Raw genomic sequence first — 24,692 nt, 5'->3', positions numbered from 1 at the left:
TTTGACGACGGCCATTGAAGTGCTTCACCATAGCCCACAGTTTATTTCGATGCTCGAAAATAAGGGAGTACGAGGTGGTTGCTGATAGTCAGCCAGGGCACATTGATCAGATTAAGCAGACCAACGCTGGCGCGGTTTATCGCCTGATTGATCAGCTTGGCCCGGTTTCGCGTATCGATCTTTCGCGCCTGGCACAACTGGCACCTGCCAGTATTACCAAGATTGTTCGTGAAATGCTGGAAGCCCACCTGGTCCAGGAGACGGAAATTCAGGAGCCGGGCAGCCGCGGCCGTCCGGCGGTCGGCCTGGTGGTGGAGACCGAAGCGTGGCACTACCTGTCACTGCGCATTAGCCGGGGAGAGATCTTCCTTGCCCTGCGCGATCTAAGCAGCAAGCTGGTGGTAGAAGACCGGCTGGATCTGCCGCTCAAGGCTGAACAATCGCTCCTCGATGCCATTGTCACCCATATCGATCACTTCTTTATTCGCCATCAGCAACGCCTTGAACGCTTAACGGCCATTGCGATCACCATGCCGGGTATTATTGATACCGAAAATGGAATCGTGCACCGCATGCCGTTCTACGACGATGTCAAAGAGATGCCGCTGGGCGAGGTGCTGAAAAATCACACCGGCGTGCCGGTCTATATTCAGCATGACATCAGCGCCTGGACGATGGCGGAGGCGCTGTTTGGCGCATCCCGCGGCGCAAGGGACGTGATTCAGGTGGTGATTGACCATAACGTCGGGGCGGGCGTCATCACCGACGGACGCCTTCTGCATGCCGGAAGCAGTAGCCTGGTCGAAATCGGCCACACGCAGGTCGATCCCTACGGCAAGCGCTGTTATTGCGGCAACCATGGCTGTCTGGAAACCATCGCCAGCGTGGAAAGCGTGCTGGAGCTGGCGCAGGTCAGGCTCAGCCAGTCCATGAGCTCTTCGCTGCACGGACAACCGTTGACCGTCGATTCACTGTGCGCCGCAGCGCGTCAGGGGGATCTGCTGGCAAAGGATATTATTACCGGAGTGGGGAATAACGTTGGCCGCATTCTGGCCATTATGGTGAATCTCTTCAACCCGCAAAAAATCCTGATTGGCTCACCGCTGAGTCAGGCGGCGGAAATCCTCTTCCCGGCGATCTCGGCCTGTATTCATCAACAGGCGCTCCCGGCCTACAGCAAAAATATTGCCGTGGAAAGCACCCAGTTTTCCAATCAGGGCACCATGGCTGGTGCAGCCCTGGTCAAGGACGCCATGTACAACGGCTCGCTGTTGATCCGCCTGTTACAGGGTTAACTCTTTTCCGCAGATGTACGAAAAATTGCGCTATCTCAAGCTGGGTAGCGCACGCATCCCGTAGACTTCCCCCACTGAATTATTTCTCTGGTTTATATTTTCGAAGCATACCCAAGAGGTGGAATGAGTCATGCTTAAGCGTTTCTTTGTTACGGGTACAGATACCTCTGTCGGCAAGACCGTTGTATCCCGCGCGTTGCTACAGGCTCTGGCAGCAAGCGGTAAACGCGTTGCAGGGTACAAACCGGTCGCAAAAGGCAGTAAAGAGACGCCCGAAGGATTGCGGAATAAAGACGCCCTGGTGTTACAAAGCGTCTCGTCACTGGAACTGCCATATCACGCGATCAATCCCATTGCCTTAAGCGAAGATGAAAGCAGCGTGGCGCACAGCGGTCTGATTAATTACACCCTGTTGTCCGACGGTCTGGCGAACCTGAGCGAGATGGCCGACCATGTCGTGGTGGAAGGTACCGGCGGATGGCGCAGCCTGATGAATGATCTGCGCCCGCTTTCTGAGTGGGTGGTGCAGGAGCAACTGCCGGTGATCATGGTGGTCGGTATTCAGGAAGGGTGCATCAACCATGCGCTTCTGACGGCGCAGGCGATTGCCAATGACGGATTGCCGTTGATTGGCTGGGTCGCAAACCGTATCAACCCGGGCCTGGCGCACTACGCTGAAATCATCGACGTGCTCAGCAAAAAACTGCCGGGACCGTTGGTGGGCGAGCTGCCTTATCTGCCGCGTGCCGAACAGCGTGAATTAGCGCAGTACATCGATCTCTCTTCCCTCGGTCGCATGTTGTCCGTAGATCGAGTCGTGGCGTAACGTCCGCGACAAGACGGACGCGATCACGCAGGCAATCAGCAAACCGGGCAGCAAAAAATACTGCCCGGTCATTTCACAGACCATCAACGCAGACATAATGGGCGCATGGGTCGTTGCGGCGAGTAACGTCGCCATGCCTGCCAGCCCCAGCAAAATCACCGTTTCAGACCCCGGAAACCACAGCCCGAAGAGTTGTGCAAACAGCATTCCTGTGGCCATGCCGACAAACAACGTCGGTGTGAAAACCCCGCCCGGCGCGCCAGAACCACTGCTTGCCAGTACCGCCAGTAATTTACAGATAAATACACCTGCTATCACGGACAGCAGCGGTGGGGCGAGCAGAAAAGCCTGAACCACGCTGTAGCCATTCCCCCACACGTCAGGCGTCAGGAGCGACAGCAACCCGACGATCGCTCCGCCGAGCGCCAGTTGCCAGGGCGGCGAGAGCCTGAGACGCAGAAATAACGAATGGCAGAACGCCATTAGCCACATCAGCAGCGGTCCGCACAGGCCCGCCAGCAGGCCTGTCACGACAAGCAGGCCATAATCTGCCGCACTGAGTAGGCCACTCAGATGGACGTCATAGAGCGTACCGGCACCGGGCGCTAAGAGTCGCGTGGTAAGCAGGGCTACCACCGCCGCAATCACCACCGGCCCGAGCGAGGCCAGCATCAGCGTGCCAAACAGAATTTCGGCAATAAACAGGCTGCCGGCCAGGGGCGCGTGATAGGCGCTGGCCATCCCGGCCGCGGCTCCGCAGGCAATCCATAATTTCCATTCGGATTTCGGCGTAAAGCGTTGGGCGAAAAAGGAGGCGGCCAGTGCCGCAAGCAGGATCATGGCACCTTCGCGGCCGATGGCGCTCCCGCTGGAGACAACCAGCAGTGACGCAAGGGATTTTACGAGGCTCGAGCCATAATCAAACTGGCCGTCGCCCGTCTCCAGTGCTTCCATATAATCTGTCGGCGCATGAGGACGTTGCGCCGTAAGCCGCTGCCATCCCCACAACAATAACCCCGCCGCCAGCCCTCCCAGCGCGGGCGTGAGCGCGCGACGCCACGGGGATAACGCAGCCGCGGCATTCACCAGACTGCCGCTGTTGTTACTGAGAAACAGCCACTCCAGCAGATACATGCTGTGGCGGAACACCGCGACGGCCAGCGCGGCCAGTATGCCGGTAAGGGTGGCAATCAGAAGTCTGCGAAACATCGCGCGGATGTCGGGATAAGCGTGAAGACGTTGCATGGGCCGCAATTAAACGTGGGAGATACAATATTGTGAGGGGAAATCGCGGGGTTAGCAAAAGGTATGCGTGCGATGAACCGTGTTGGCCTGAGCAAATGCGCTGTGGGGGAGCGTGCTGCCGGGCAGGTCAGCGCCATACGTCTGGCCCGCCCGGCGGAGTGTTTTCGCTTAACTCTCGCTGTGAATATTCAGCGCCCGGCGCGTACGGCCGGAGCTGAGATACTCGGCAATATAATCCTGTGAGATCTCGCCGTTATAGCGGCCCTCTTCGTCGACAATCGGCATCCAGCTGGTGTTGCTCTCATACAACCGTGAAAGCACCACGCGCAGGTTATCCTCCGCTTTGCCGGTCATACGGAACGGATGCAGGATATCGGCACAGGTGCCGCTGGCATTACGCGCTTCCCGACGCTTCACAAAGCCCAGCGGTTTACCCCGATCGTCCACGACGGTAATGGCGCGAATATCGTTGTCATCCATGATCGCAAAGGCGTCAGAAAGCAGGGTAGAGCCCCGCACGGTGAGGGTCGGTTGCTGGTCGGTGACATCGCCTGCCGATACCAGCAGCAAACGCTTGAGCGTACGATCCTGGCCGACAAACGAGCCGACGAACTCATTCGCCGGTTTTGCCAGCAGTTCGTCCGGGCTGGCGCACTGGACAATACGCCCCTGGCGGAAGACGGCGATACGATCCCCAAGCTTCAGGGCCTCGTCGATGTCATGGCTGACCAGCATCACGGTTTTTTTCAGTTTGCGCTGCATCTCCAGGAACTGGTTCTGGATCACCTCGCGGTTTATCGGGTCCACCGCACCGAACGGTTCATCCATCAGCAGTACCGGAGGATCCGCCGCCAGGGCACGGATCACGCCGATACGCTGCTGCTGACCGCCGGACATTTCACGCGGATAGCGGTTGAGAAATTTATGCGGGTCCATGGCCACCATATCCATCAGCTCTTCAGCGCGGGTTTTACATCGGGCTTTATCCCAGCCCAGCATGCGCGGCACCACGGTGATGTTCTCCTCAATGGTCATGTTCGGGAACAGACCAATCTGCTGAATAACGTAGCCAATATTGCGGCGCAGGGTCACGGTATCCATCCCGCTGGTGTCTTCGCCGTTAATCAGGATCGTGCCGCTGCTTGGTGCGATCAGACGGTTAATCATCTTCAGGGTGGTGGTTTTCCCACAGCCTGACGGGCCGAGCAGGACGCACATTTCCCCTTCAGGCACGTTGAGGTTGACGTTGTCGACGGCCTTAACGCTCTGGCCGTGTTTCTGTGAAAATTGTTTGGTGAGGTTTTCCAGTTTTATCATTATCGTATCCCCTTTGGAGTCAGAACGACCTGCAGACGATGCAGCAGCCAGTCGAGCACAATCGCTAAAAGACAGATCATCAGCGCACCCGCAATTAACATACGAATATCGCTACCGCCGATGCCGTTAAGCAGCAGCAGGCCAAGGCCGCCAGCGCCAATCACTGCGGCAATGGCCATCACGCCGATGTTCATCACGACGGCGGTGCGGATACCGCCAAAAATCACCGGCAGTGCCATCGGGATTTCAACCCAGCGCAAACGCTGCCAGAAGGTCATCCCGATACCGCGTCCGGCTTCACGCAGGCCCGGCGGCAGGCTGTCCAGCGCGGTATGGGTGTTACGCACAATTGGCAGCAACGAGTAAAGAAACACCGCCGTGATAGCGGGCAGGGCACCAATGCCCTGACCGATCAGCGAAAAGAGCGGGATCATCAGGCCAAACAGCGCAATGGACGGTATCGTCAGCACGATGGTGGCAATCCCCAGCACCGGCGTCGCCAGCCATTTGTGGCGGACAATCAAAATCCCCAGAGGGACGCCGATGAGTATGGCTAGCCCAACCGCCAGCGCCACCAGCCACAGGTGTTGCAGCGTCAGGGTTAACAGATAGTCCCAGTTATCCAGAATGTAGTGAATCGTCTCCATAGCGCCTCCTACAGCAACTGTTTGCTACGCAGGAAATCACGGGCGACCTGCTGCGGTGACTGATGGTCGATATCCACCTTCTTATTCAGTTCGGTGATAACGTCGTTATTGAGCTGGGCGGAGAGAGTATTCAGCGCCTCTTTCAGACTCGGATTGGCATCAAGGGTGTCTTTACGCACCACGGGAGTGACCGCATAGCTCGGGAAGAAGCCTTTATCATCTTCCAGCACCTTCAGGTCGAAACCTTTTACCCGCCCGTCGGTGGTATAGATAAGCCCGGCATCGACGAAACCGTCCCGCACCGCGTTATAGACCAGGCCCGGGTCCATCTGGCGGATCTGCGGGCGATCCAGTTCCATGTTGTATGCCGCCTGCAGCGGTTTCATCCCGTCGCTGCGTCCGGCAAATTCGAGGTCCAGACCGAGCAGCCAGTTTTTATCCGGATCGGTTTTACGGATCTGCTCAATCTTTGCGACCATTTCAGACATGGTGTTGATGTGTTCCGCTTCGGCGCGTTTACGCTGCATGGCGAAGGCGTAGGTATTGTTCATATCGGCGGGGTTGAGCCATACCAGACCGTGCTTCGCGTCCAGGCGTTTCACCGTCTCGTAAGACTCCTGTGGCGACATTCGCTTGTTGATGTGGTTAAAAATGATTAACGACGTGCCGGTGTACTCCCAGGTCATATCAATTTGTTTGTTGATCATCGCGTTGCGGGAAATGACCGTGGCAATATTGGTCTGTGGCTGGACCTGAAACCCCTTCTTTTGTAAATACTGGACGGTCATGGCCGAGAGAATGTGCTGCTCGGTAAAGCTCTTGGTCGCCAGGATCAGCGGGGCCGCTATCGCCTGGCTGGTGAACAGTGCCGCGGCACACAGCGCCGTCAGGCTGGATATCAGTCTCATAAAAGCTCCTTGTTATTGTTATCGAGCGAGATGCGGACTCATCACGCGACCCAGCGCAGCCAGCAGGGTGTCGAGGATCAGAGCAAACAGGGCGGTGGCCGCCGCGCCGAGGATCAGCGTCGGGAAGTCGTTGAGGTAGATACCGGGAAAAATCAGTTCGCCGTAGCTGCTGGCACCAATCAGGAAGGCCAGCGGGGCGGTACCCACGTTGATGGCGGTGGCAATGCGGATCCCGGAGAGCATTACCGGCCAGGCGTTGGGAAGTTCGACCTGGCGCAGACGCTGCCATTTCGTCATCCCAATGCCATTAGCCGCTTCCAGTAACGACGCCGGAACCGAGCACAGTCCGGCATAGGTGTTTCGCACTATCGGCAGCAGCGAGGCGAGGAACAGGGCGATAATCGCAGGCGTATCACCGATACCAATCACCACCATTGCCAGCGCCAGAACGGCCAGCGGCGGCAGGGTATTACCGACGTTAAAGATCTGCATCACGTATTCAGCGATACCGCGTGCTGACGGGCGGCTCAACAAAATGCCGCTGGGAATACCCATCAGCAGGGCAAAGAACATGGATGAGAATACCAGGATTAAATGCTGTTGCCCGAGGTAAATCAGGTCAACCTGACGCGCCTTAATTGTATCCAGCCCAATTCCCCAGGTGAGGAGGGCAACGACCACAATAATGGCGCCGACAAAAAGCAGCGAACGTTTGAGTAATGGGTGCATTGCGATGTGTCTCCCTGTGCGCATGCGTTATAGCAACCACGGGTTGCCTGTTGTTATGCCATGTTTCGGCAGGGGTAGATGACCTATAGCAAGCGTTTGGGATGGGTTCCAGCGAAGGGGGAAAATCAGTAACCCTATGAAATTAGTGACAACCTTAGGTTAAGCCTTATGGAGCAAGGGCTGGCTGTGGGGCAGACAGAATTGTCCTAAAGCGTAATTTAAAATGTGACAGTGTCACATGGCGTGAGCATATCCTCACGCCTGCGACCCTCATTATCGGCTGAAGGCGGCGCGAACCCGGCGAACGCGCACTGAGGTGCTGATGATGGAAAAGGCGGCGACAACGACGAGCATCACCCCAAGCGCCAGCATGGCGTTAAACCCAATCCACCTGAACAGGATCAGCCCGGCGATACCGCCGGTAATAAACGAGAAAATGGTGGTTAAGTGGGTTTTGAGCTGACTTTTTTGCGCTGCCGTATCTTTGGAATAATCCCGGCGGAGCATCGCCACCAGGACCGAGGCCAGGGATATTCCCGCGTCCGTCAGCGTGCCGGTAATATGGGTTGATCTTACCCGGCCGCCGGAAAGCTGGGTCGATGTTGAATTATGAATCCCCATCAGACCACAAAGAAAGATAATAATTTCACGGTTAGTCGTGAGGGCATGGAAATACATCTCGTAACAGGAAACGCCGGTCAGTAATAATCCCTCGACCAACAGTATCTGGCAAAAAACCAGCCTGATATTATGGATAATCCCCCATAACACGATGATACGGGCCATGATTGCGCCGGCAACAAAAGACAGAATAAGGGTGCCAAAGAACAAAATATCATTCAGATCGGTAGAGGAAACTTCGCTGGATAATTGGGAGGTATTGCCGGTCATATGGGAGGGAAAAAAGCCAAATGCCCCGAGGGCGATGGCGTTGAGCAAGCCTGCAGAGGTCGCCAGCCAGAGTGCGAGCAGGCGATCCTCCTGATGCGTTCGTTCTTTTTTGAGTTTAATCAGCAAGAATACCTCCGGGTTGAGCTTTGCCTGACTATTCAGGCTAGCAAAGCGGTGCAAGGGGCTGTCCAGGATATTGCTTAATTATTATTCCTGATAACGGCATTCAGGGTTTTGTAATTAAATAAAATATCCTTGCTGAATGTGTGTGGGCTGAAAACTTACACCATACCGTTATTCCCGTGACGTAAAAATGCCGGTCGCTGATTAAGTCGTTCGAACCAGGCGTTAATTGCCGGCACATCAGGCTTATCAAATGGCGTCATTTTCCAGCGGTTCACCGAAAGACCAAGTACCACGTCTGCAAGGGTAAACACCTCGCCCGCCGTATAGGCTGCAGTGCGTTGCAACTGCTCCTTCAGAATAGCGATGCAGTGGTTCCACGCTTTAATTCCGGCGGCAATACGCTCCGGGTCGTTATAGTCCGGGTTATTGCGTCCCAGTGCCGGAAAGACATACCGCCAGGCATTGTTGAATTCGCTTGCCTGCCAGTCCATCCAGCGTTCGACGTTGGCGCAGGCCTGCGGTTCCGTTGGCAGGAGATCCTCACGGCCGGCTTTACGTGCCAGATAACGGCAGATTGCGTTAGATTCCCAGAGGACGAACTCGTCATCGAGCAGCACGGGAACCATGGCGTTGGGATTCAGAGCGCGGAAGGCAGCGGTTTGCGTGGAGGCAAAACCGCTGCCGTAGTCTTCCTGGTGATACTCGATACCCGCTTCTTCGCAGGTCCAGAGCACTTTACGTACGTTGATCGAGGTTGTCTTGCCCAGGATGCTTAACATGATGCCGGTGTCCTTTTAGAGATGCAGTGTTTAAAAACTCTACACCGGTTCTGGCGAACGGGTGGAGAAATCTGGAAACGATATCGCAGGCAAGGAAACGAAACGCTTAGTCAGTGGTGACAACGAACATTTTTGCCTGCTGTGTCAGCTGGCGTTCAGCTTTGATCGGGGCATATTTTTCCGAATGGTAAAACGCCAGCGCCTGCTGCAGTGAAGGGAACTCAAAAATGCCAGCAAAGGGTAGCGGTTCTTCATCGCCTTCAAGGACTTCAACAACAGGACCAAAATGCAGAATTTTGCCGCCGGCCTCTTCAAGTGCCAGTCTGAAGCGAGGGGCAAGATTGGCCTGCCGTGCAGGGTCGATAACACGTAAATTGATATGGATAAATGCGGGCATCATGATACCTTGAATAGCGTTAATAGTGTATATACACTATTTTATCTCACCGTATCTGTCGAGCGTAAAGTATGAACACTGTTGATCTGGCGTTACTAAAAACCATCCCCGAGACCTGTCCGGCGTATCAGGCACGTGCAACCGCACGGGCTATTACGCGTTATTACAACGCCTGCTTCAGACCTTATGAATTGACGGCAGAACAGTTCAGCCTGCTGGTGGGGATCGGCGGTGGCGTAAATGAAACGGTGGCAGGGCTTGCATCAAAGGCCGGGGTGGATGCAACCACACTGAGCCGAAACATACGGATTATGGAGTCCCGTGGGGTTATTGAATCAACGGGGGGGCGCGGACGCCGTGGAAAACAACTTAGCCTGACCGCGCAGGGGTGGGCGCTTCTGACATCCGTGATCCCCGTATGGCAGTCCGCAAGAGAGGAATTGTCACGTAAAATGGGAAGTGAACAGCTCAGCCTGACGACGACGATGATGAAAGACCTGGCAAAAACCAGCACATCATTTTGAGCCTTTCCTGCTGTCGCAGACACGTACTGTGGGCAACGCCGTCAGCACCACGCGTCATCCCAAAGAACACCAGCACGGTGCACTCAACTCGCCGTGTCTCACCAAAACGGTGAAACAGCCTGCACAGGCAGGCTTAACAGTTTAATAATTAACATAAAAAATTCTGGCATATCCCTTGCAACGCTTAACACTGAAGGGCAGCACACCACAATTTGAAAAATAGCTGGCTAGGGTTCCGGTTCACTGCGGTGAATGGCTGGTCCAAGAGCTGGCGACCTCTGAGAGGTTACACGGCGGGACAAAAGCCCGGGAGACAGCAGCACCTGAAGGTGTCGCGCTGCCCCCTAATTTTGTGCCACTCAGAGGTCAAGCATGAAGAAAACGCCATTATTCCGCACCCTGGTACTCTCCCTGGCGATGCTGGTCAGTCTCCCCACCTTTGCTGCGGTGAAGAAAGAGTTCAACGTCTGCTGGACCATCTACGCCGGCTGGATGCCCTGGGGCACCCTCAGCAGTAGCAAAATCATCGATAAATGGGCCGATAAATACGGCATCAAAATCAATGTTGTTCAGCTCAACGACTATATCGAATCCATCAACCAGTACACTGCGGGCCAGTTTGACGGCTGCACCATGACCAATATGGATGCGCTGACCATACCGGCCGCGGGCGGCGTTGATACCACGGCGCTGATCCTTGGCAGCTATTCAGAAGGCAACGACGGCGTGGTGATGAAGGGCGAGGGCAAAACGCTCAACGACCTGAAAGGGATGAAAGTCTACCTGCCTGAGCTCTCTGTTTCCCACTATCTGCTGGTGCGCGGCCTGGAAAAAGCCGGCCTGGCCGAAAAAGACGTCACCGTGGTAAACACGTCTGACGCGGACATCGTCTCCGCTTTTGGCACGGCAAATGTGCAGGCGGCGGTAGCCTGGAACCCGCAGCTGTCGGTCATCAAAGGCACGCCAAAAACAACAGAAGTGTTCAGCTCCTCTCAGGTACCGGGTGAGCTTATCGACATGATGGTGGTCAACAGCGAAACCCTGAAAGACAACCCGGCGCTTGGCAAAGCATTAACCGGCGCATGGTACGAGATGATGGGGCTGATGAAAGCGCAGGATGCCACCGTGCTCAACGCAATGGCCGCCGCCTCCGGTACCGATCTGGCCGGTTATCAGGCGCAGCTGAAAACAACCCACCTGTTCTATACCCCGCAGGACAATATTGCCTTTTTAACGTCGCCGGAGCTGGCGAAAACCATGCAGCGCGTAGCCACGTTTTCGTTCGATAAAGGGCTGCTGGGCGATGGGGCGCAAAGCGCGGATTTCATCGGCATGCGCTTCCCGGGCAATGTCACCCAGGGCGATGCCAGCAACGTGAAGCTGCGCTTTGACGACAGCTTCGTGAAAATGGCCGCTGCCGGCACGCTGTAATAACGGACGGAACATCCATGCGACAAATTAATCGCCATCCCACGCCCGGCATGCGGCTGATGCTCGTGATGCTGCCTTTCGTCCTGCTGCTGGCCGCATACTTTTTCGGTTCTGCGGTCAGGCTGGAGGCTAACCCGCAGGACAAGCTGCTGCCTGGCCTGCAGCAGATGCTGGACGCGCTATCACGCATGGCGTTTACCCCGGATAAACGCAGTGGTGACTATCTGTTCTGGTTGGACACGCTGGTGAGCCTTGCCCGTCTGCTGACGGGGCTGGTCATCGCCTCGATCATCGGCCTCTGTGTTGGTGTCACCGCCGGTGTTTTCCCGCTGTGGCGCGCGTCGCTCTCGCCGCTGATGACGGTGCTGTCGATGATCCCGCCGCTGGCGATCCTGCCGGTGCTATTTATCGTTTTCGGGCTGGATGAACTGTCGAAAGTGATGCTGATTGTCATCGGCATCACGCCGATGCTGGCGCGCGATCTGGAGCATCGCGCGTGCGAAATCCCACCGGAGATTCTGATCAAAGCCCAGACGCTGGGTGCCAATAGCTGGACGCTGGTGTTGCGCGTGGTACTTCCGCAGCTGTTATCGCGGCTGCTGACCTCGCTGCGTCTGCTGCTGGGGTCGGCATGGTTGTTTCTCATTTCGGCAGAGGCCATCTCCTCAACCGCCGGGCTGGGCTATCGCATTTTCCTCGTGCGCCGCTATATGGCGATGGATGTGATCATTCCGTACGTCCTGTGGATCACGCTGCTGGCCTGGCTGATGGATCTGGCCCTGCGCCAGTTACATAAAACCTGGTTTCCCTGGGCGGAAGGAGGGAAAGCATGAGCTTTATCACCATCAACAATATCTGGCAGGAGTACGGCGACCACGTGGTGCTGGAGCGCCTCAATCTGCAGGTGAAAGAGGGCGAGTTCTGCTCAATGGTGGGGGCCTCTGGCTGCGGAAAATCCACGTTTTTGCGCCTGCTGCTCGGTCAGGAAGCGCCCAGCCGAGGGGCCATTACGCTCGACGGTAAACCGTTGCGCGCCGAGCCGGACAGCAGCCGGGGCGTGGTGTTTCAGCGCTACTCCGTTTTCCCGCATCTCAGCGTGCTGGATAACGTCACCATAGGGCTCGAACTGCCGCAAGCGCCGCTGTTCGGGCGCCTGTTTGGGGCAAAGAAACGCGCGGCGCGTGAGCGGGCCACCGGGATGCTGGAAAAAGTCGGTCTCGGGCATGCGATGCACAAATACCCGGCCCAGCTTTCCGGCGGTATGCAGCAACGTTTAGCCATTGCGCAGGCCTTCATTATGCAGCCGCGCGTGTTGCTGCTGGATGAGCCGTTTGGCGCCCTGGACCCGGGTATTCGTAAAGATATGCACGCTTTGTTGCTTCAGCTGTGGGGGGAGACCCGCATGACCGTCTTTATGGTCACCCACGATCTTTCGGAAGGCTTTAACCTCGGCACCCGCTTACTGGTGTTCGACAAAGTGCGCCTCGACCCGCAGGCGCCCAACGCCTTTGGCGCCCGTATTACCTACGACATTCCGCTCAACGAGACGCGGCTCTCCGCGCTGAGTGGAACGGCTCCCGATAACGTTTATGCATTAAGGGGTTAACACCGTGAATACCATGACCATGTTACGCGAAGAGATCCTGCCCGGTGGCGGTCACCTCTCGTTTGTGCTTAAGCGCGGGCAGATCCTGCGTATGACCGACATTGAAGGTGGAGCAAACGTCAGCCTGCTGATGCTGAATCCGCACGAGAAAAGTGAACGTCTGAACCTGCCCGACACCCTGAAAGGCCAGCACACCGCGCGTCTGACCGCCGGACACTGCTTTTACTCCGACATGGGACGCGTGCTGGCAGGCATCACCGCAGATACCTGCGGCTGGCATGACCCGTTTGGCGGCGTACTGAACGCCGCCGAGGTGACTGAAAAGTATGGCCAGGGACGCTATCAGGAACTGCGTAACGGGTTTTACCGAAACGGAACGGACAACCTGCTGGTGGAGATGGGTAAGTGGGATCTCAATCTCGAAGATCTGCTGATGGTGGTCAACTTCTTCAGCAAAGTCACCGTCGATGACCGCGGTCAGTTCACCTTACACGGCGGCTATTCGCAGCCGGGCAGTTACGTGGAGCTGTACGCGCCCATGGACACGCTTGTGGTGATGACCGCGCTGCAGCATCCGATGGATCCGTCCCGGGAATATGCCCCACGACCGGTCGCGCTGAGCTGGCGACAGGCTGAGGATGAAGAGGGGGCCGTTAACGCGCTTCTGACGCGCCTGGAAAACGAACGCGCCATGACCAATACCCGGCTTTTCGCCCTGTAAGGAGCAGTAAAATGACCATGATCTCTGAAAAGCATGTGCAAGACGCGGTATTTCGCCACGTGATCCCGGCAGGTGAACCGTACCTGTTCGAGGTGAAACAAGGGCAGACGTTGCGCCTGCTCGACCTGGAAGGTAACCAGGCGGTCGACACGCTGTTCTACAATGCCGATAACCCGCGTGAACGTTACGATGCGCAGCGCACATTGCGCCGTCAGAACAACGCCTATCTCACGCGTGGCAGCGTCCTGTACTCCAGCCTCGGTAACCCCCTGCTGACCATTATCGACGATACCTGCGGGCGTCACGATACCCTCGGCGGGGCCTGCGCCCAGGAGAGCAACACCGTGCGATACGCCCTCGATAAACGCCATATGCACAGCTGTCGCGATAACTTCCTCTGCGCCTGTCTGCACGATGGGCGTCTGCAAAAACGCGACATCACGGCCAACATCAATTTCTTTATGAACGTGCCGGTGACGCCAGAGGGCGGGCTGACGTTTGAAGATGGTATCTCCGCGCCGGGGAAATACGTCGACCTGCGCGCCGAGTGTAACGTCATTGTCTTGATCTCCAACTGTCCACAGCTGAATAACCCCTGCAACGGCTGGAACCCAACGCCTGCTGAGGTGCTGGTATGGAACTGACGCCCACCCGCTGGCAGCGACTGCGCCAGGCGCTGTACCGCCTGTTTGAAGTCCGTGCCGGACGCATTCTGCCGTAACCGCTTTTTCCCCCATGGACGACCATGGGTGAGCCGATTTTCGGCGGGACGACCCGCCACGATTGAGTCTGACCTATGTTGACGACACTCCTGATTGCGAACCGCGGGGCGATAGCCTGCCGCATTTTACGCACCCTGCGCACCATGAAAATCCGTGGTGTGGCAGTCTATTCCGAGGCGGATATCAGCAGCCTGCATATTCGCGAGGCCGATGAAGCGCTGAGTCTGGGCGATGGCCCGGCGGCGAATACCTATCTGGATAGTTCGAAGATCATCGCCGCCGCGAAAGCCAGCGGTGCACAGGCCATTCATCCGGGCTACGGTTTTCTCTCGGAAAACGCCGCGTTCGCCGAAGCGTGTGACGCCGCGGGGATTGCCTTTGTGGGCCCCACGCCGGAACAGCTGCGTCTGTTTGGGCTAAAGCATACCGCTCGCGCGCTGGCGAAAACGCACGGGGTTCCGATGCTGGAGGGCACCGACCTGCTGGCCGATGTTAACCAGGCCGTCAACGCTGCCGCCGAAGTGGGATATCCGGTGATGCTGAAAAGCACGGCGGGAGGCGGCGGTATCGGTATGCGCGTCTGCTATGACGCAGAAGAGCTGCGTGACGCGTTCGATGCGGTAGTGCGTCTGGGGAAAAATAACTTCAGCGACGCGGGTGTCTTTATCGAAAAGTACATTGAGCGGGCGCGCCATCTGGAAGTACAGCTGTTTGGTGACGGCAAGGGCGAGGTGATTGCCCTCGGCGTGCGCGACTGCTCTGTGCAGCGGCGTAACCAGAAAGTGCTGGAGGAGACGCCTGCGCCAAACCTGCCGGCGGGCATGGTGCAGGCAGTGTGCGAGGCGGCGATAACGCTCGGTAAAGCGGTCAACTACCGCAGCGCGGGCACCGTTGAATTCGTCTATGACAGCGACGCCGCCCGCTTTTACTTCCTTGAGGTGAATACCCGTTTGCAGGTGGAGCACGGCGTGACCGAACAGGTGTGGGGCGTGGATCTGGTGCGCTGGATGATCGAACTTGCCGCCGGAACGTTGCCGCCACTGGCGAAACTGCGTGACACCCTGAAACCGGAGGGGCATGCCATTCAGGCCAGGATCTATGCCGAGAACCCGGGCCGCCAGTTCCAGCCTTCACCGGGACTGCTCACCGACGTGGCTTTCCCGCCCGATGACCGCGTTACGTTGCGCATCGACAGCTGGGTTGAGGCCGGATGCGAAGTCCCGCCGTTTTTTGACCCCATGTTAGCCAAAATGATCGCCTGGCAACCGACACGCGAAGCCGCCATCGGCGTGCTGCATTCCGCGCTGGGGGAGACCCGTCTTTATGGCGTTGAAACCAACCGCAGCTATCTGCAGCAGATCCTGACCTTCGCGCCGTTTGCCGCAGGTGAGCCCTGGACCCGCTGCCTTGAGCATCTGATGTACCAGGCGTCCACGCTGGAGGTGCTCAGCGCCGGTACGCAGACCACGGTACAGGATTACCCGGGACGCACAGGCTACTGGGCGGTTGGCGTTCCGCCATCCGGGCCAATGGACAGCCTGGCGCTGCGTCTGGGTAACCGTCTGCTGGGCAATAAAGACGATGCCGCCGCGCTTGAGATCACCCTCAGCGGCCCGACGCTGAAATTCAACTGCGATGCGCAACTGGTGGTGACGGGCGCTGAAATTGCGCTCACGCTGGACGGTGAACCGCTGGCCTATAATCACGTTTTTCGCGTACGTGCGGGCATGACGCTGCGTATGGGAGAGGTCCGCTGTGCGGGCGTGCGCAGCTATCTTTGCCTGCGCGGCGGGTTTAACGTGCCGGAATATCTGGGCAGTAAAAGCACCTTCACGCTGGGGCAGTTCGGGGGGCACGCCGGACGGGCGCTCCGCACAGGTGACATTTTGCACCTGGCTCCGTTAACCGAGCCGGTTGCGGACGCGCCGCTGCCGCAGGCGCTGCACACGAGGCTGGACGCGGTGCGCGAACTGCGGGTGATTTACGGCCCGCACGGTGCGCCGGAGTATTTCACGCCGGATTACATCGCGACGTTTTTCGCCACCGAATGGGAAGTGCATTTCAACTCCAGCCGGACGGGGGTACGCCTGATTGGCCCGAAACCGGAATGGGTTCGCGACAGCGGCGGCGAGGCGGGCCTGCATCCGTCGAATATTCATGACAATCCGTATGCCATCGGCGCGGTGGATTTTACCGGCGATATGCCGGTGATCCTCGGCCCGGATGGCCCAAGCCTGGGCGGGTTTGTCTGTCCGGTCACCATCATCGAGGCCGATCTGCACGCGGTAGGGCAACTGAAGGCGGGAGATTACGTTCGCTTTGTGCCGGTGGATATTGCCACCGCGCGACGGCTGGCGCAGGCGCAGGAGCGCCAAATCGCCAGTCTGACCCCGCAACCTGTCACGTGGCAACCTGCCGGGCTGGACTCACCGATTGTGCTGACGCAGGGGACGGCCGATAAACGTCTGGTGGCGAGAGTGTCGGGTGATACCCATCTGTTGCTGGAGATTGGCGAGCCTGAGCTGGATCTGGTGCTGCGTTTTCGCGGCCACGCGCTGATGCAGGCGCTTGAGGACCGGGCGCTGAAAGGCGTTATCGATCTCACGCCGGGGATCCGCTCTCTGCAAATTCATTATCAGCCGGAAACGCTGCGCCTGGATAGCCTGCTGGAGGTGATCGCCGGGCTGTGGCAGGGCGTTTGTGACCAGGATTCGCTGGACGTGCCGTCGCGCATCGTCTGGCTGCCGCTCTCCTGGGACGATCCGGCGTGTCAGAAAGCCATCGACAAATACATGACCACCGTGCGCCGCGATGCGCCGTGGTGCCCGAGTAACCTGGAGTTTATCCGTCGCATAAACGATCTGGCTAACATTGATGAAGTGTATAAAACGGTGTTCGACGCCCGGTATCTGGTGATGGGGCTGGGGGATGTCTACCTCGGCGCGCCGGTGGCCACGCCGCTCGACCCGCGACACCGTCTGGTGACCACCAAATACAATCCGGCGCGCACCTGGACGGCGGAGAACTCGGTGGGCATTGGCGGGGCATACCTCTGCATCTACGGTATGGAAGGGCCGGGTGGGTATCAGTTTGTGGGGCGAACCCTGCAGATGTGGAATCGCTATCGCACGGTAGAGGATTTCGGCGGCAAGCCCTGGCTGCTGCGTTTCTTCGATCAAATTCGCTTTTATCCGGTCTCAGCCGGGGAGTTGCAAACCATCCGCCGGGATTTCCCGCTGGGGCGTTATCCGCTGCGTATTGAACACACCACGCTGAAACTGGCGGAGTATCAGCAGTTTCTGGCTGACGAAGCACCTGAGATTGAGGCATTCCGTGCGCATCAGCAGGTGGCGTTTAACGCCGAGCGTGAGCGCTGGATAGCGGGCGGGCAGGCGCATTTTGACAGCAGCGACGAAACGACGGATGACGGTGACGACGCGCCGTTACGGTCGGGAGAATCCGGTGTTGAAAGCCCGGTTGCCGGCAACCTGTGGCAGGTGAACGTTGTGGTCGGCAACACAGTGCGCGAAGGCGATGTGCTGGTGGTGCTGGAGTCGATGAAAATGGAAATCCCGTTAGTTGCCACTCAGGACGGCGTGGTCAGTCAGGTCCGTGTCCAGCCGGGGTCGTCGGTGCGGGCGGGCCAGTGCGTGGTCGTTCTGGAGAAAACAGCATGAAGCCTCTTTATGATTTACGTCTCTCTGCGCTGGCAGAGGCATACCGTGAAGGCCAGATCGCCCCGCGTGAGGTGATAACGGCCTTACGCGAGCGCGCGCTGGCGCTGAACCCGTCATTTAACGCTTTTATTTATCTGCTCACCCCTGAAGAGCTGGAGCCGTACCTCGCCGCGCTGGAGGGCGTAGCGCCGGACACGCTGCCGCTGTTCGGCGTGCCCTTTGCCATCAAAGACAATATCGATCTGGCGGGTATCGACACCACCGCCGCCTGTCCGGCATTTGCGTATCGGGCAGAACAGGATGCAACGATAGTTTCGCAGCTGATTGCGCTGGGGGCGATTCCTCTGGGGAAAACTAACCTCGATCAGTTCGCTACCGGCTTAAACGGTACGCGTTCGCCGTATGGCCCATGTCGTAACAGCGTTCATCCGGATTACCCGTCCGGTGGATCCAGCGCGGGGTCGTCGCTGGCGGTCGCCCTGGGTCTGGCGAGCTTCGCGCTGGGAACGGACACGGCCGGCAGCGGGCGCGTACCGGCCTCGCTGAATAATCTGGTCGGCCTCAAAGCAACCAAAGGTCTCATCTCCACGGCAGGGGTTGTGCCTGCCTGCCGCACGCTGGACTGCGTCACGTTTTTCACAGCGACGGCAGCAGAGGCCAGCCAGTTGCTGGCACTCACGGCGCGACAGGATCCGCATGACGAATACAGCCGGTCCAACCCGGCGTGGAACGGCCCGCAGGCTTTTGGTGTCCCTGCCGCGGGCTTTCGCTTTGGCGTGCCGGAGACGCTGGAGTTTCTCGGCTGTGCAGAAAGCGAGGCGCTGTATCACCGCGCAAAGACGAGGCTTATCGCGCTGGGGGGCGTGCCCGTGACTCTCGACTTTGCACCGTTTCTGGCGGCCGCGAAACTGCTCTATGACGGCCCGTGGGTCGCCGAGCGTTATCACCTCGCGGGTGCGCTGATTGAACGCCAGCCGGACGCGGTGCTGCCGGTTATCCGTGATGTCCTGCAAAACGCGCCTACAGCCACTGCGGTGGCGGCGTTTGACGCGCAGTACAAACTCCAGCGGTATAAAGCCGAGTGCGATGCCATGATGGCCGACCTGGATTGCGTATTAATTCCGACGTATCCCCGCCCGGTGAGTCTGGCTGAGCTGGCCGATGAACCGGTTAAAAGCAACTCGGCGCTGGGCATCTATACCAACTTTATGAACCTGCTCGACTATGCTGCCGTAGCGGTCCCGGTCGGTGAAATGAACAATGGGCTGCCATCCGGCGTCACGCTGTTTGGCCGCGCGTTTACCGATCAGTATCTGCTCAGTCTGGCCGATGCGTTACAACGTCACACAAAATTAACATTACCGGGCAATCGTGCCATGCTGGACGACGCGCCGACCTGCACCGCAACCCATGACCGCCTGCGGATAGTGGTCTGCGGTGCGCATATGGACGGTCTGGCGCTCAATGTTCAGTTACGAGAGCGCGGAGCACGCCTTGTCGACGCGACCACCAGCGCACCTTATTACCGTCTGTATGCGCTGGCGGACGGTAAACGTCCCGGAATGGTTCGGGTGGCAGACCAGGGGGCCGGGATTGCGGTCGAAGTCTGGGAGCTACCGCACAGCGAAGTGGGGTCGTTTCTCGCCGGGATCCCCGCACCCCTGGGGCTGGGAAAAATCGAGCTGCAGGACGGACGGTGGTTGACCGGGTTTATCTGCGAGGCGTATGGCCTGGAGGGGGCACGGGATATCACGGAATTTGGTGGCTGGAGAGCCTGGCTTGCCCGGAAACGGTGAGCAAGCCAGGGTGCTGGCGTTAGCGGTAGAGCGTTTTTTCCGCGACCGGAATAATTAACGTGTCCTGCCAGTCCGCGAGCGTCAGCTGTGCGAGTTTGCCCAGTGCGGTGTAGAACGGATGCCCGGCGTTTTCAACAAACACGGACAGGAAGCGGGTACTCCACGGCAGCAGGTGCCATGCCAGAAGCTGGTCGCGTTCAGCGTCGCGGCCATTTTCTGCCAGCCACGCGGCCAGTAACAGCAGGGTACCGATGTGATCTTCCGGTTCGTTTTGCTTCATCTCGAAGGCAATGTTGTTTTCACGCATCCACTGGCGCAGCGCGAGGGTGGAGTCGCCGAAGAGCACGGATTCCCGATCCAGCCAGACGGAACCCCACGGCGGTGACGGCAGGGCGTAAGGGCCAATAAACAGACGTTGCCAGGCATCTTTCAACGCTTCATCTGCTGGCGTTTTGAACGCATCTGCAACGGGCTGCAGCGTTTCCGGCGCCAGCGGCCAGTCCTGAATCCAGTCGCCTTCGGTGAGCGCCTGCACCAGCGGCGCAGTCTGCTCGCTATCCGGAGCAAAATAAAACAGCGCGCCCAGTACCCGGGCGCTGAACGCGAACGAATCACGTTGTGAGACTTCTTTCATGACTACCTTCCTTGCTCGCGCGGAGTAGCCCGCGCGACTGTGTTAACCCGCAATCGCCATACCTGCGGTCATGTGCAGACCATAGAAAAGACCACGGCCAATCAGTTCACCCACGACGACCAGTATCACGCCTGCAAAAAGAGCGAGGGCTTTAGGCTCCTGCCGACGCATCAGCGGGCACAACCAGCAGCCGAGTCCGGCGGCAAGCAGTACGATACGCCAGATTTGCAGTGCGCCATAGTCAGGCAGCAGGGCACTCGCCTGTTGAACGGAACTGTGGATTGTCGCCAGGTCATTGCTCTGCAGCACGATGACCGCCACGCAGGCCAGGAGTGCCAGCACGCTGACAGAGGCCGCGAATGTGCTTTTATATGTCGTGTTTGCCACGCGCAGCAACAGGGCTGCAAACAGCGGCCCTCCCAATACCAGCGTCAGGAAAAAGGCCAGCGTGGTGTAACCCGTGTACCAGGTCGGTACGGTATCAATTTGATAAACCCGGGTCATCGCCCAGACAAAGACAACGCCCAGGATCTGGCTAACGACCAGCCAGATTTTACCCAGTGCCGGGGGCATTTTACCGATAACGGATACCAGCCACCAGAAACCGCCAACGGCAAAGAAAATGGATCCCGCGGCAATTTCGTTACTGAGCGCCGAAGCACCCACGCGGTTGAGCGAGTTAAAGGCCCGGAGCGGGGAGCCAAGGTGCAGCACGGACGCCAAAAATCCGATGCCCATCACCAGCCACAGAAAGAACATACTGCGGACAAGGCGTGTTTTCACCGCGTCGTCTTTTTCAGTAAGCCAGACGAGCCCCATAACGATCAATGCCCCGGCGACGCACTGTCCGAAGACGGTGAAGATCACCAGCGGCCATTCATGCCATCCACTTCCCATCTCACACCTCCTTCGGGTTTGCCAGGTAACCGGTGGTATCCCCTGTCGGGCGGCTGTTGGCGTTAGGTTTAATCACGATGTTCGGCTTCGTGAAGTGCGCGGACGGCAACGGCGCGACGGCCGCCAGCTGACCATGTTTTTTACGCAACTCGTCGATAGGACCGAAATCCAGCGCGCGCAGCGGGCAGGACTCCACGCAGATCGGCTTTTTGCCGTCCGCCACGCGGGTGTGGCAGCCGTCGCACTTGGTCATATGGCCTTTGGCGGCGTTGTACTGCGGGGCACCGTACGGACAGGCCATGTGGCAGTAGCGACAGCCGATGCAGACATCTTCATCCACCACCACAAACCCGTCGTCACGCTTGTGCATCGCCCCGCTCGGGCAGACCTTGGTGCAGGCCGGGTCTTCGCAGTGGTTGCAGGCAATCGACAGGTAGTAGGCAAACACGTTCTGGTGCCAGACACCGTTGTCTTCCTGCCAGTCACCGCCCGCGTATTCATAAATACGGCGGAAGCTGACGTCCGGGGTTAAATCTTTGTAATCCTTGCAGGCGAGCTCGCAGGTTTTGCACCCGGTGCAGCGGCTGGAATCAATAAAAAATCCATACTGGGTTGTCATCGGTTACTCCTTACGCCTTCTCGATCTGCACCAGATTGGTGTGCTGCGGGTTACCTTTGGCCAGCGGTGACGGGCGGTGCGTGGTCAGGGTGTTGATGCATGAACCGTGGTCGACACGATCGCCGTTCATATTGGCGTCATGCCAGGCTCCCTGGCCCATCGCGCTTACGCCGGGCATGATGCGCGGTGTGACTTTCGCTTCGATGCGCACCTCGCCGCGATCGTTAAACACGCGCACCGTATCGCCATTTTTGATGCCGCGTTGCGCCGCGTCCACGGGGTTAAGCCAGACCTCCTGACGGCAGGCGGCTTTCAGCACGTCGACATTGCCGTAGCTGGAGTGGGTGCGGGCTTTGAAGTGGAAGCCGAAGAGCTGCAGCGGGAATTTATGACGTTCCGGGGCGTCCCAGCCGTCGAAGGTCGAGGCGTAGACCGGCAGCGGGCTGATGGTTTCGTCGTCGGCGAGCTCCCAGGTAGCCGCAATCTCTGCCAGTTTGCTGGAGTAAATTTCAATCTTGCCCGAGGGGGTGTTGAGCGGATGAACCTGCGGATCATCGCGGAATTTTTTATAGGCCACGAAGTGCCCGGCCGGATCTTTACGCTTATAAATACCCCTCTCTTTCAGTTCGTCATAGGACGGCAACTGCGGATCTTTTTCGAGCATTTTGGCATACAGATACTGCAGCCACTGCGCCTGGGTACGTCCTTCGGTAAATCGCTGATGAATATCCGGGCCGAGGCGTTTCGCCACTTCACTCATGATCCAGTAGATCGGTTTGCGCTCAAACTTCGGTGCGGTCACGGGCTGAAGGAAAATCAGGTAGCCCATGTTGCCTGCATAATCGTTAGGAATAATGTCTTCCTGCTCAACGGTCATTAAATCGGGTAGCAGGATGTCAGCATATTTCGCCGACGAGGTCATAAAGTTGTCGATCACCACGATGGTTTCGCATTTACTCTCGTCCTGCAGAATATCGTGGGTTTTGTTGATGTCGGAATGCTGGTTGATGATGGTGTTGCCAGCGTAGTTCCAGATGAATTTGATCGGCACATCCAGCTTCTCTTTTCCCCGCACGCCGTCGCGCAGGGCGGTCATTTCGGGTCCGCGCGCGATGGCGTCGGTCCAGCTAAAGCATGAGATTTGCGTTTTCACCGGGTTATCCGGCAGTGGCATACGCTCAATGGTGATTGTGTAGGTCGATTCACGTGCGCCGCTGTTACCGCCGTTAATACCGACGTTTCCGGTCAAAATCGGCAACATGGCAATGGCGCGGGAGGTCAGCTCGCCGTTGGCCTGGCGCTGGGGGCCCCAGCCCTGACAGATGTAAGCCGGTTTGGTACTGCCAATTTCTCGTGCAAGCTTGATGATGCGATCGGCCGGTATGCCTGTGATGCGGGAGGCCCATTCCGGCGTTTTGGCGGTGGCATCATCACCCTGACCGAGAATATACGCTTTGTAATGTCCGTTAGCAGGCGCACCTTCCGGCAGCGTTTTTTCGTCATAGCCGACGCAGTACGTGTCGAGGAACGGCTGATCGACAAGGTTTTCGTCGATCAGTACCCAGGCGATACCTGCGACCAGCGCGGCGTCCGTTCCCGGGCGAATCGGGATCCACTCGTCTTCGCGCCCGGCGGCGGTGTCGGTATACCGCGGATCGATGACGATCATGCGCGCGTGAGAGCGCTCGCGGGCCTGCTCGAGATAATAGGTTATCCCGCCGCCACTCATGCGCGTCTCTGCCGGGTTATTGCCGAACATCACCACCAGCTTCGTGTTTTCAATATCTGAGGTGCTGTTGCCGTCGTTGCTGCCGTAGGTGTAGGGCATTGCACAGGCTATTTGCGCGGTGCTATAAGTGCCATAGTGGCTTAAAAAGCCGCCGTAGCAGTTCATCAGACGCGCGACCAGCGAAGCATAAGGGGAGGAGCGGGTGATATTGCCGCCCACAATGCCGGAGGAGTAGTTAATGTAGACCGCTTCGTTGCCGTATTTTTCGACGACATCTTTCAGGCTGCGGGTAAGGGTGTCCAGGGCTTCATCCCATGAGATACGCTCAAATTTTCCTTCACCGCGTTTCCCTACGCGCTTCATGGGGTAGTTCAGACGATCGGGGTGGTTGATCCGACGGCGAATGGAACGCCCGCGCAGGCAGGCGCGAACCTGATGATTGCCATAAATATCCTCACCGGTGTTATCCGTTTCGACCCAGTAAACTTCTTCATCACGGACGTGAAGACGCAGCGCACAACGGCTCCCGCAGTTGACCGAGCAGGCACCCCAGACCACTTTGTCTTCAGCGGGCTTTACGGCGTTTTGTACCGCGGCAGCGGCGCGTTTGAGGCCAAAAGGCAGTGAAATCCCCCCGGCGGCAAGTGCCAGAGAGCCTATTGCAGTGGATTTAACCAACGTTCGACGGCTGATCCCGCCGTGATTTTCGACATCGGACATAACTCACCCCATCATTTTAATTGCGTATTATTTTCGCCCGTGATTACAACCGGGCTAATGATGGGGTGAATGTTACTTATTTGGAGGTATTAAATATTAATCCTCATCAAGTCAAAGGGAATTGGCCGCGAGAAAGTGATTAAAATCACTGAGGTTCGCCCTGACCATTATCCTGCATCCCTGATGCGGCACCGCTACCGGTGCGGGTATAGAGAATTTTAAAGGTATCGTTCGCACAATGACCGACAACCTGTGCATCCGGCTGGTCAGCCTGATCGTTTGGCACAATATTCAACGTAAAGCCGGACTCGGGCACGCCGTTATTGATGATTTTCTGCTGAATGTCGCTTTTTACGCGCTCGCAGGAATCCGGGGCAGCCAGAGCCGCTGTAGAAGCGCTCATTAACAGCAGGGCGGTAATCCAGGGTAACCGTTTCATCTGTAGCTCCTTTTCTC

The 24,692-nt window shown here is 57.8% G+C and carries 23 protein-coding genes and 1 riboswitch; of the genes, 10 read left to right on the top strand and 13 right to left on the bottom strand.

What is annotated here, in order from left to right:
* Positions 1 to 74: 74 nt before the first annotated feature.
* Positions 75 to 1,295, top strand: a complete 1,221-nt coding sequence (mlc, locus tag L466_RS08875; RefSeq protein WP_032681137.1) for a sugar metabolism global transcriptional regulator Mlc — start codon at positions 75 to 77, stop codon at positions 1,293 to 1,295.
* Between the two features lie 130 nt (positions 1,296 to 1,425).
* Positions 1,426 to 2,121 (top strand): dethiobiotin synthase, encoded by a 696-nt coding sequence (gene bioD, locus L466_RS08880; protein ID WP_014169857.1) that lies wholly within the window; start codon positions 1,426 to 1,428, stop codon positions 2,119 to 2,121.
* Here the strand turns inward: bioD and clcB are convergent.
* The 8 genes from clcB to L466_RS08920 all read right to left on the bottom strand — a co-directional run bounded on the left by clcB (position 2,056) and on the right by L466_RS08920 (position 9,160).
* Positions 2,056 to 3,366 (bottom strand): voltage-gated ClC-type chloride channel ClcB, encoded by a 1,311-nt coding sequence (clcB, locus tag L466_RS08885; protein ID WP_032681136.1) that lies wholly within the window; start codon positions 3,364 to 3,366, stop codon positions 2,056 to 2,058. The two genes, bioD and clcB, sit on opposite strands and share 66 nt — an antisense overlap.
* 168 nt (positions 3,367 to 3,534) lie before the next feature.
* Positions 3,535 to 4,683, bottom strand: coding sequence for an osmoprotectant ABC transporter ATP-binding protein OsmV (gene osmV / locus L466_RS08890; protein WP_014169859.1), 1,149 nt, complete (start codon positions 4,681 to 4,683; stop codon positions 3,535 to 3,537).
* Positions 4,683 to 5,330: an osmoprotectant ABC transporter permease OsmW gene (osmW, locus tag L466_RS08895; protein WP_014169860.1), complete on the bottom strand. Its 648-nt coding sequence runs from the start codon at positions 5,328 to 5,330 to the stop codon at positions 4,683 to 4,685. The genes osmV and osmW overlap by 1 nt, the downstream gene beginning before the upstream one ends.
* 8 nt (positions 5,331 to 5,338) lie before the next feature.
* Entirely contained in the window at positions 5,339 to 6,238 is a 900-nt protein-coding gene (gene osmX, locus L466_RS08900) for an osmoprotectant ABC transporter substrate-binding protein OsmX (RefSeq protein ID WP_032681135.1), read from the bottom strand.
* Positions 6,239 to 6,256: 18 nt separating this feature from the next.
* A complete protein-coding gene (gene osmY, locus L466_RS08905) occupies positions 6,257 to 6,967 on the bottom strand; it encodes an osmoprotectant ABC transporter permease OsmY (RefSeq protein WP_032681133.1) in 711 nt (236 codons plus the stop codon).
* Between the two features lie 273 nt (positions 6,968 to 7,240).
* Entirely contained in the window at positions 7,241 to 7,984 is a 744-nt protein-coding gene (locus L466_RS08910; RefSeq protein WP_032681132.1) for a YoaK family protein, read from the bottom strand.
* Between the two features lie 155 nt (positions 7,985 to 8,139).
* Positions 8,140 to 8,763, bottom strand: a complete 624-nt coding sequence (locus tag L466_RS08915; protein ID WP_032681131.1) for a glutathione S-transferase family protein — start codon at positions 8,761 to 8,763, stop codon at positions 8,140 to 8,142.
* 106 nt (positions 8,764 to 8,869) lie between these two features.
* Positions 8,870 to 9,160: a DUF1330 domain-containing protein gene (locus L466_RS08920; protein WP_032681130.1), complete on the bottom strand. Its 291-nt coding sequence runs from the start codon at positions 9,158 to 9,160 to the stop codon at positions 8,870 to 8,872.
* 71 nt (positions 9,161 to 9,231) lie between these two features.
* Between L466_RS08920 and L466_RS08925 the strand changes: the two genes are divergently transcribed.
* The 8 genes from L466_RS08925 to atzF all read left to right on the top strand — a co-directional run bounded on the left by L466_RS08925 (position 9,232) and on the right by atzF (position 19,637).
* Positions 9,232 to 9,684, top strand: a complete 453-nt coding sequence (locus L466_RS08925; RefSeq protein ID WP_014169866.1) for a MarR family winged helix-turn-helix transcriptional regulator — start codon at positions 9,232 to 9,234, stop codon at positions 9,682 to 9,684.
* 216 nt (positions 9,685 to 9,900) lie between these two features.
* Positions 9,901 to 9,999, top strand: a riboswitch (guanidine-I (ykkC/yxkD leader).
* 57 nt (positions 10,000 to 10,056) lie between these two features.
* Positions 10,057 to 11,115 carry a putative urea ABC transporter substrate-binding protein gene (locus L466_RS08930; RefSeq protein ID WP_032681129.1) on the top strand — a complete coding sequence of 353 codons (1,059 nt, stop codon included), beginning with the start codon at positions 10,057 to 10,059 and terminating at the stop codon, positions 11,113 to 11,115.
* Between the two features lie 17 nt (positions 11,116 to 11,132).
* Positions 11,133 to 11,948 (top strand): ABC transporter permease, encoded by an 816-nt coding sequence (locus L466_RS08935; protein WP_032681128.1) that lies wholly within the window; start codon positions 11,133 to 11,135, stop codon positions 11,946 to 11,948.
* Positions 11,945 to 12,721 (top strand): ABC transporter ATP-binding protein, encoded by a 777-nt coding sequence (locus L466_RS08940; RefSeq protein ID WP_032681126.1) that lies wholly within the window; start codon positions 11,945 to 11,947, stop codon positions 12,719 to 12,721. Before L466_RS08935 ends, L466_RS08940 begins: the two co-directional genes overlap by 4 nt.
* Positions 12,722 to 12,734: 13 nt before the next feature.
* A complete protein-coding gene (locus L466_RS08945) occupies positions 12,735 to 13,442 on the top strand; it encodes an urea amidolyase associated protein UAAP1 (RefSeq protein ID WP_032682007.1) in 708 nt (235 codons plus the stop codon).
* Between the two features lie 11 nt (positions 13,443 to 13,453).
* Complete coding sequence (locus L466_RS08950; protein WP_025204312.1) at positions 13,454 to 14,086, top strand: urea amidolyase associated protein UAAP2; 633 nt, start codon at positions 13,454 to 13,456, stop codon at positions 14,084 to 14,086.
* A gap of 152 nt (positions 14,087 to 14,238) precedes the next feature.
* Complete coding sequence (gene uca / locus L466_RS08955; RefSeq protein WP_032681125.1) at positions 14,239 to 17,841, top strand: urea carboxylase; 3,603 nt, start codon at positions 14,239 to 14,241, stop codon at positions 17,839 to 17,841.
* Positions 17,838 to 19,637 carry an allophanate hydrolase gene (gene atzF, locus L466_RS08960; protein WP_032681124.1) on the top strand — a complete coding sequence of 600 codons (1,800 nt, stop codon included), beginning with the start codon at positions 17,838 to 17,840 and terminating at the stop codon, positions 19,635 to 19,637. The genes uca and atzF overlap by 4 nt, the downstream gene beginning before the upstream one ends.
* A gap of 19 nt (positions 19,638 to 19,656) precedes the next feature.
* On the opposite strand, the gene dmsD is transcribed toward atzF, so the two are convergent.
* The 5 genes from dmsD to L466_RS08985 form a co-directional block, all read right to left on the bottom strand.
* The gene (gene dmsD / locus L466_RS08965) at positions 19,657 to 20,271 is read right to left on the bottom strand and encodes a Tat proofreading chaperone DmsD (protein WP_032681123.1); all 615 of its coding nucleotides are present in this window, start codon (positions 20,269 to 20,271) and stop codon (positions 19,657 to 19,659) included.
* Positions 20,272 to 20,313: 42 nt separating this feature from the next.
* Positions 20,314 to 21,168: a dimethyl sulfoxide reductase anchor subunit family protein gene (locus tag L466_RS08970; protein ID WP_020884269.1), complete on the bottom strand. Its 855-nt coding sequence runs from the start codon at positions 21,166 to 21,168 to the stop codon at positions 20,314 to 20,316.
* Between the two features lies 1 nt (position 21,169).
* Entirely contained in the window at positions 21,170 to 21,787 is a 618-nt protein-coding gene (gene dmsB / locus L466_RS08975) for a dimethylsulfoxide reductase iron-sulfur subunit DmsB (protein ID WP_032681121.1), read from the bottom strand.
* A 10-nt stretch (positions 21,788 to 21,797) separates the two neighbouring features.
* Positions 21,798 to 24,236, bottom strand: a complete 2,439-nt coding sequence (gene ynfE, locus L466_RS08980) for a selenate/tellurate reductase subunit YnfE (RefSeq protein ID WP_032681120.1) — start codon at positions 24,234 to 24,236, stop codon at positions 21,798 to 21,800.
* Positions 24,237 to 24,381: 145 nt separating this feature from the next.
* On the bottom strand, positions 24,382 to 24,675 hold the full coding sequence (locus tag L466_RS08985; protein WP_014169881.1) for a DUF1161 domain-containing protein: 294 nt from the start codon (positions 24,673 to 24,675) through the stop codon (positions 24,382 to 24,384).
* Between the last annotated feature and the right edge of the window lie 17 nt (positions 24,676 to 24,692).

It is taken from the genome of Enterobacter sp. BIDMC 30, assembly GCF_000534355.1.
In the GTDB taxonomy this organism is placed as follows: domain Bacteria; phylum Pseudomonadota; class Gammaproteobacteria; order Enterobacterales; family Enterobacteriaceae; genus Enterobacter; species Enterobacter ludwigii.
Note: the sequence above shows the minus strand (reverse complement) of the source record. Positions and strands in the feature narration are given on the sequence as shown.

Coding starts and splice junctions, on each gene's coding strand:
- osmY (WP_032681133.1), bottom strand. CDS start 6,967: ATGCACCCATTACTCAAACGTTCGCTGCTTTTTGTCGGCGCCATTATT.
- dmsB (WP_032681121.1), bottom strand. CDS start 21,787: ATGACAACCCAGTATGGATTTTTTATTGATTCCAGCCGCTGCACCGGG.
- osmX (WP_032681135.1), bottom strand. CDS start 6,238: ATGAGACTGATATCCAGCCTGACGGCGCTGTGTGCCGCGGCACTGTTC.
- L466_RS08970 (WP_020884269.1), bottom strand. CDS start 21,168: ATGGGAAGTGGATGGCATGAATGGCCGCTGGTGATCTTCACCGTCTTC.
- ynfE (WP_032681120.1), bottom strand. CDS start 24,236: ATGTCCGATGTCGAAAATCACGGCGGGATCAGCCGTCGAACGTTGGTT.
- atzF (WP_032681124.1), top strand. CDS start 17,838: ATGAAGCCTCTTTATGATTTACGTCTCTCTGCGCTGGCAGAGGCATAC.
- L466_RS08935 (WP_032681128.1), top strand. CDS start 11,133: ATGCGACAAATTAATCGCCATCCCACGCCCGGCATGCGGCTGATGCTC.
- L466_RS08985 (WP_014169881.1), bottom strand. CDS start 24,675: ATGAAACGGTTACCCTGGATTACCGCCCTGCTGTTAATGAGCGCTTCT.
- bioD (WP_014169857.1), top strand. CDS start 1,426: ATGCTTAAGCGTTTCTTTGTTACGGGTACAGATACCTCTGTCGGCAAG.
- osmW (WP_014169860.1), bottom strand. CDS start 5,330: ATGGAGACGATTCACTACATTCTGGATAACTGGGACTATCTGTTAACC.
- L466_RS08915 (WP_032681131.1), bottom strand. CDS start 8,763: ATGTTAAGCATCCTGGGCAAGACAACCTCGATCAACGTACGTAAAGTG.
- uca (WP_032681125.1), top strand. CDS start 14,239: ATGTTGACGACACTCCTGATTGCGAACCGCGGGGCGATAGCCTGCCGC.
- L466_RS08940 (WP_032681126.1), top strand. CDS start 11,945: ATGAGCTTTATCACCATCAACAATATCTGGCAGGAGTACGGCGACCAC.
- L466_RS08920 (WP_032681130.1), bottom strand. CDS start 9,160: ATGCCCGCATTTATCCATATCAATTTACGTGTTATCGACCCTGCACGG.
- osmV (WP_014169859.1), bottom strand. CDS start 4,683: ATGATAAAACTGGAAAACCTCACCAAACAATTTTCACAGAAACACGGC.
- L466_RS08930 (WP_032681129.1), top strand. CDS start 10,057: ATGAAGAAAACGCCATTATTCCGCACCCTGGTACTCTCCCTGGCGATG.
- clcB (WP_032681136.1), bottom strand. CDS start 3,366: ATGCAACGTCTTCACGCTTATCCCGACATCCGCGCGATGTTTCGCAGA.
- L466_RS08950 (WP_025204312.1), top strand. CDS start 13,454: ATGACCATGATCTCTGAAAAGCATGTGCAAGACGCGGTATTTCGCCAC.
- L466_RS08925 (WP_014169866.1), top strand. CDS start 9,232: ATGAACACTGTTGATCTGGCGTTACTAAAAACCATCCCCGAGACCTGT.
- dmsD (WP_032681123.1), bottom strand. CDS start 20,271: ATGAAAGAAGTCTCACAACGTGATTCGTTCGCGTTCAGCGCCCGGGTA.
- L466_RS08945 (WP_032682007.1), top strand. CDS start 12,735: ATGACCATGTTACGCGAAGAGATCCTGCCCGGTGGCGGTCACCTCTCG.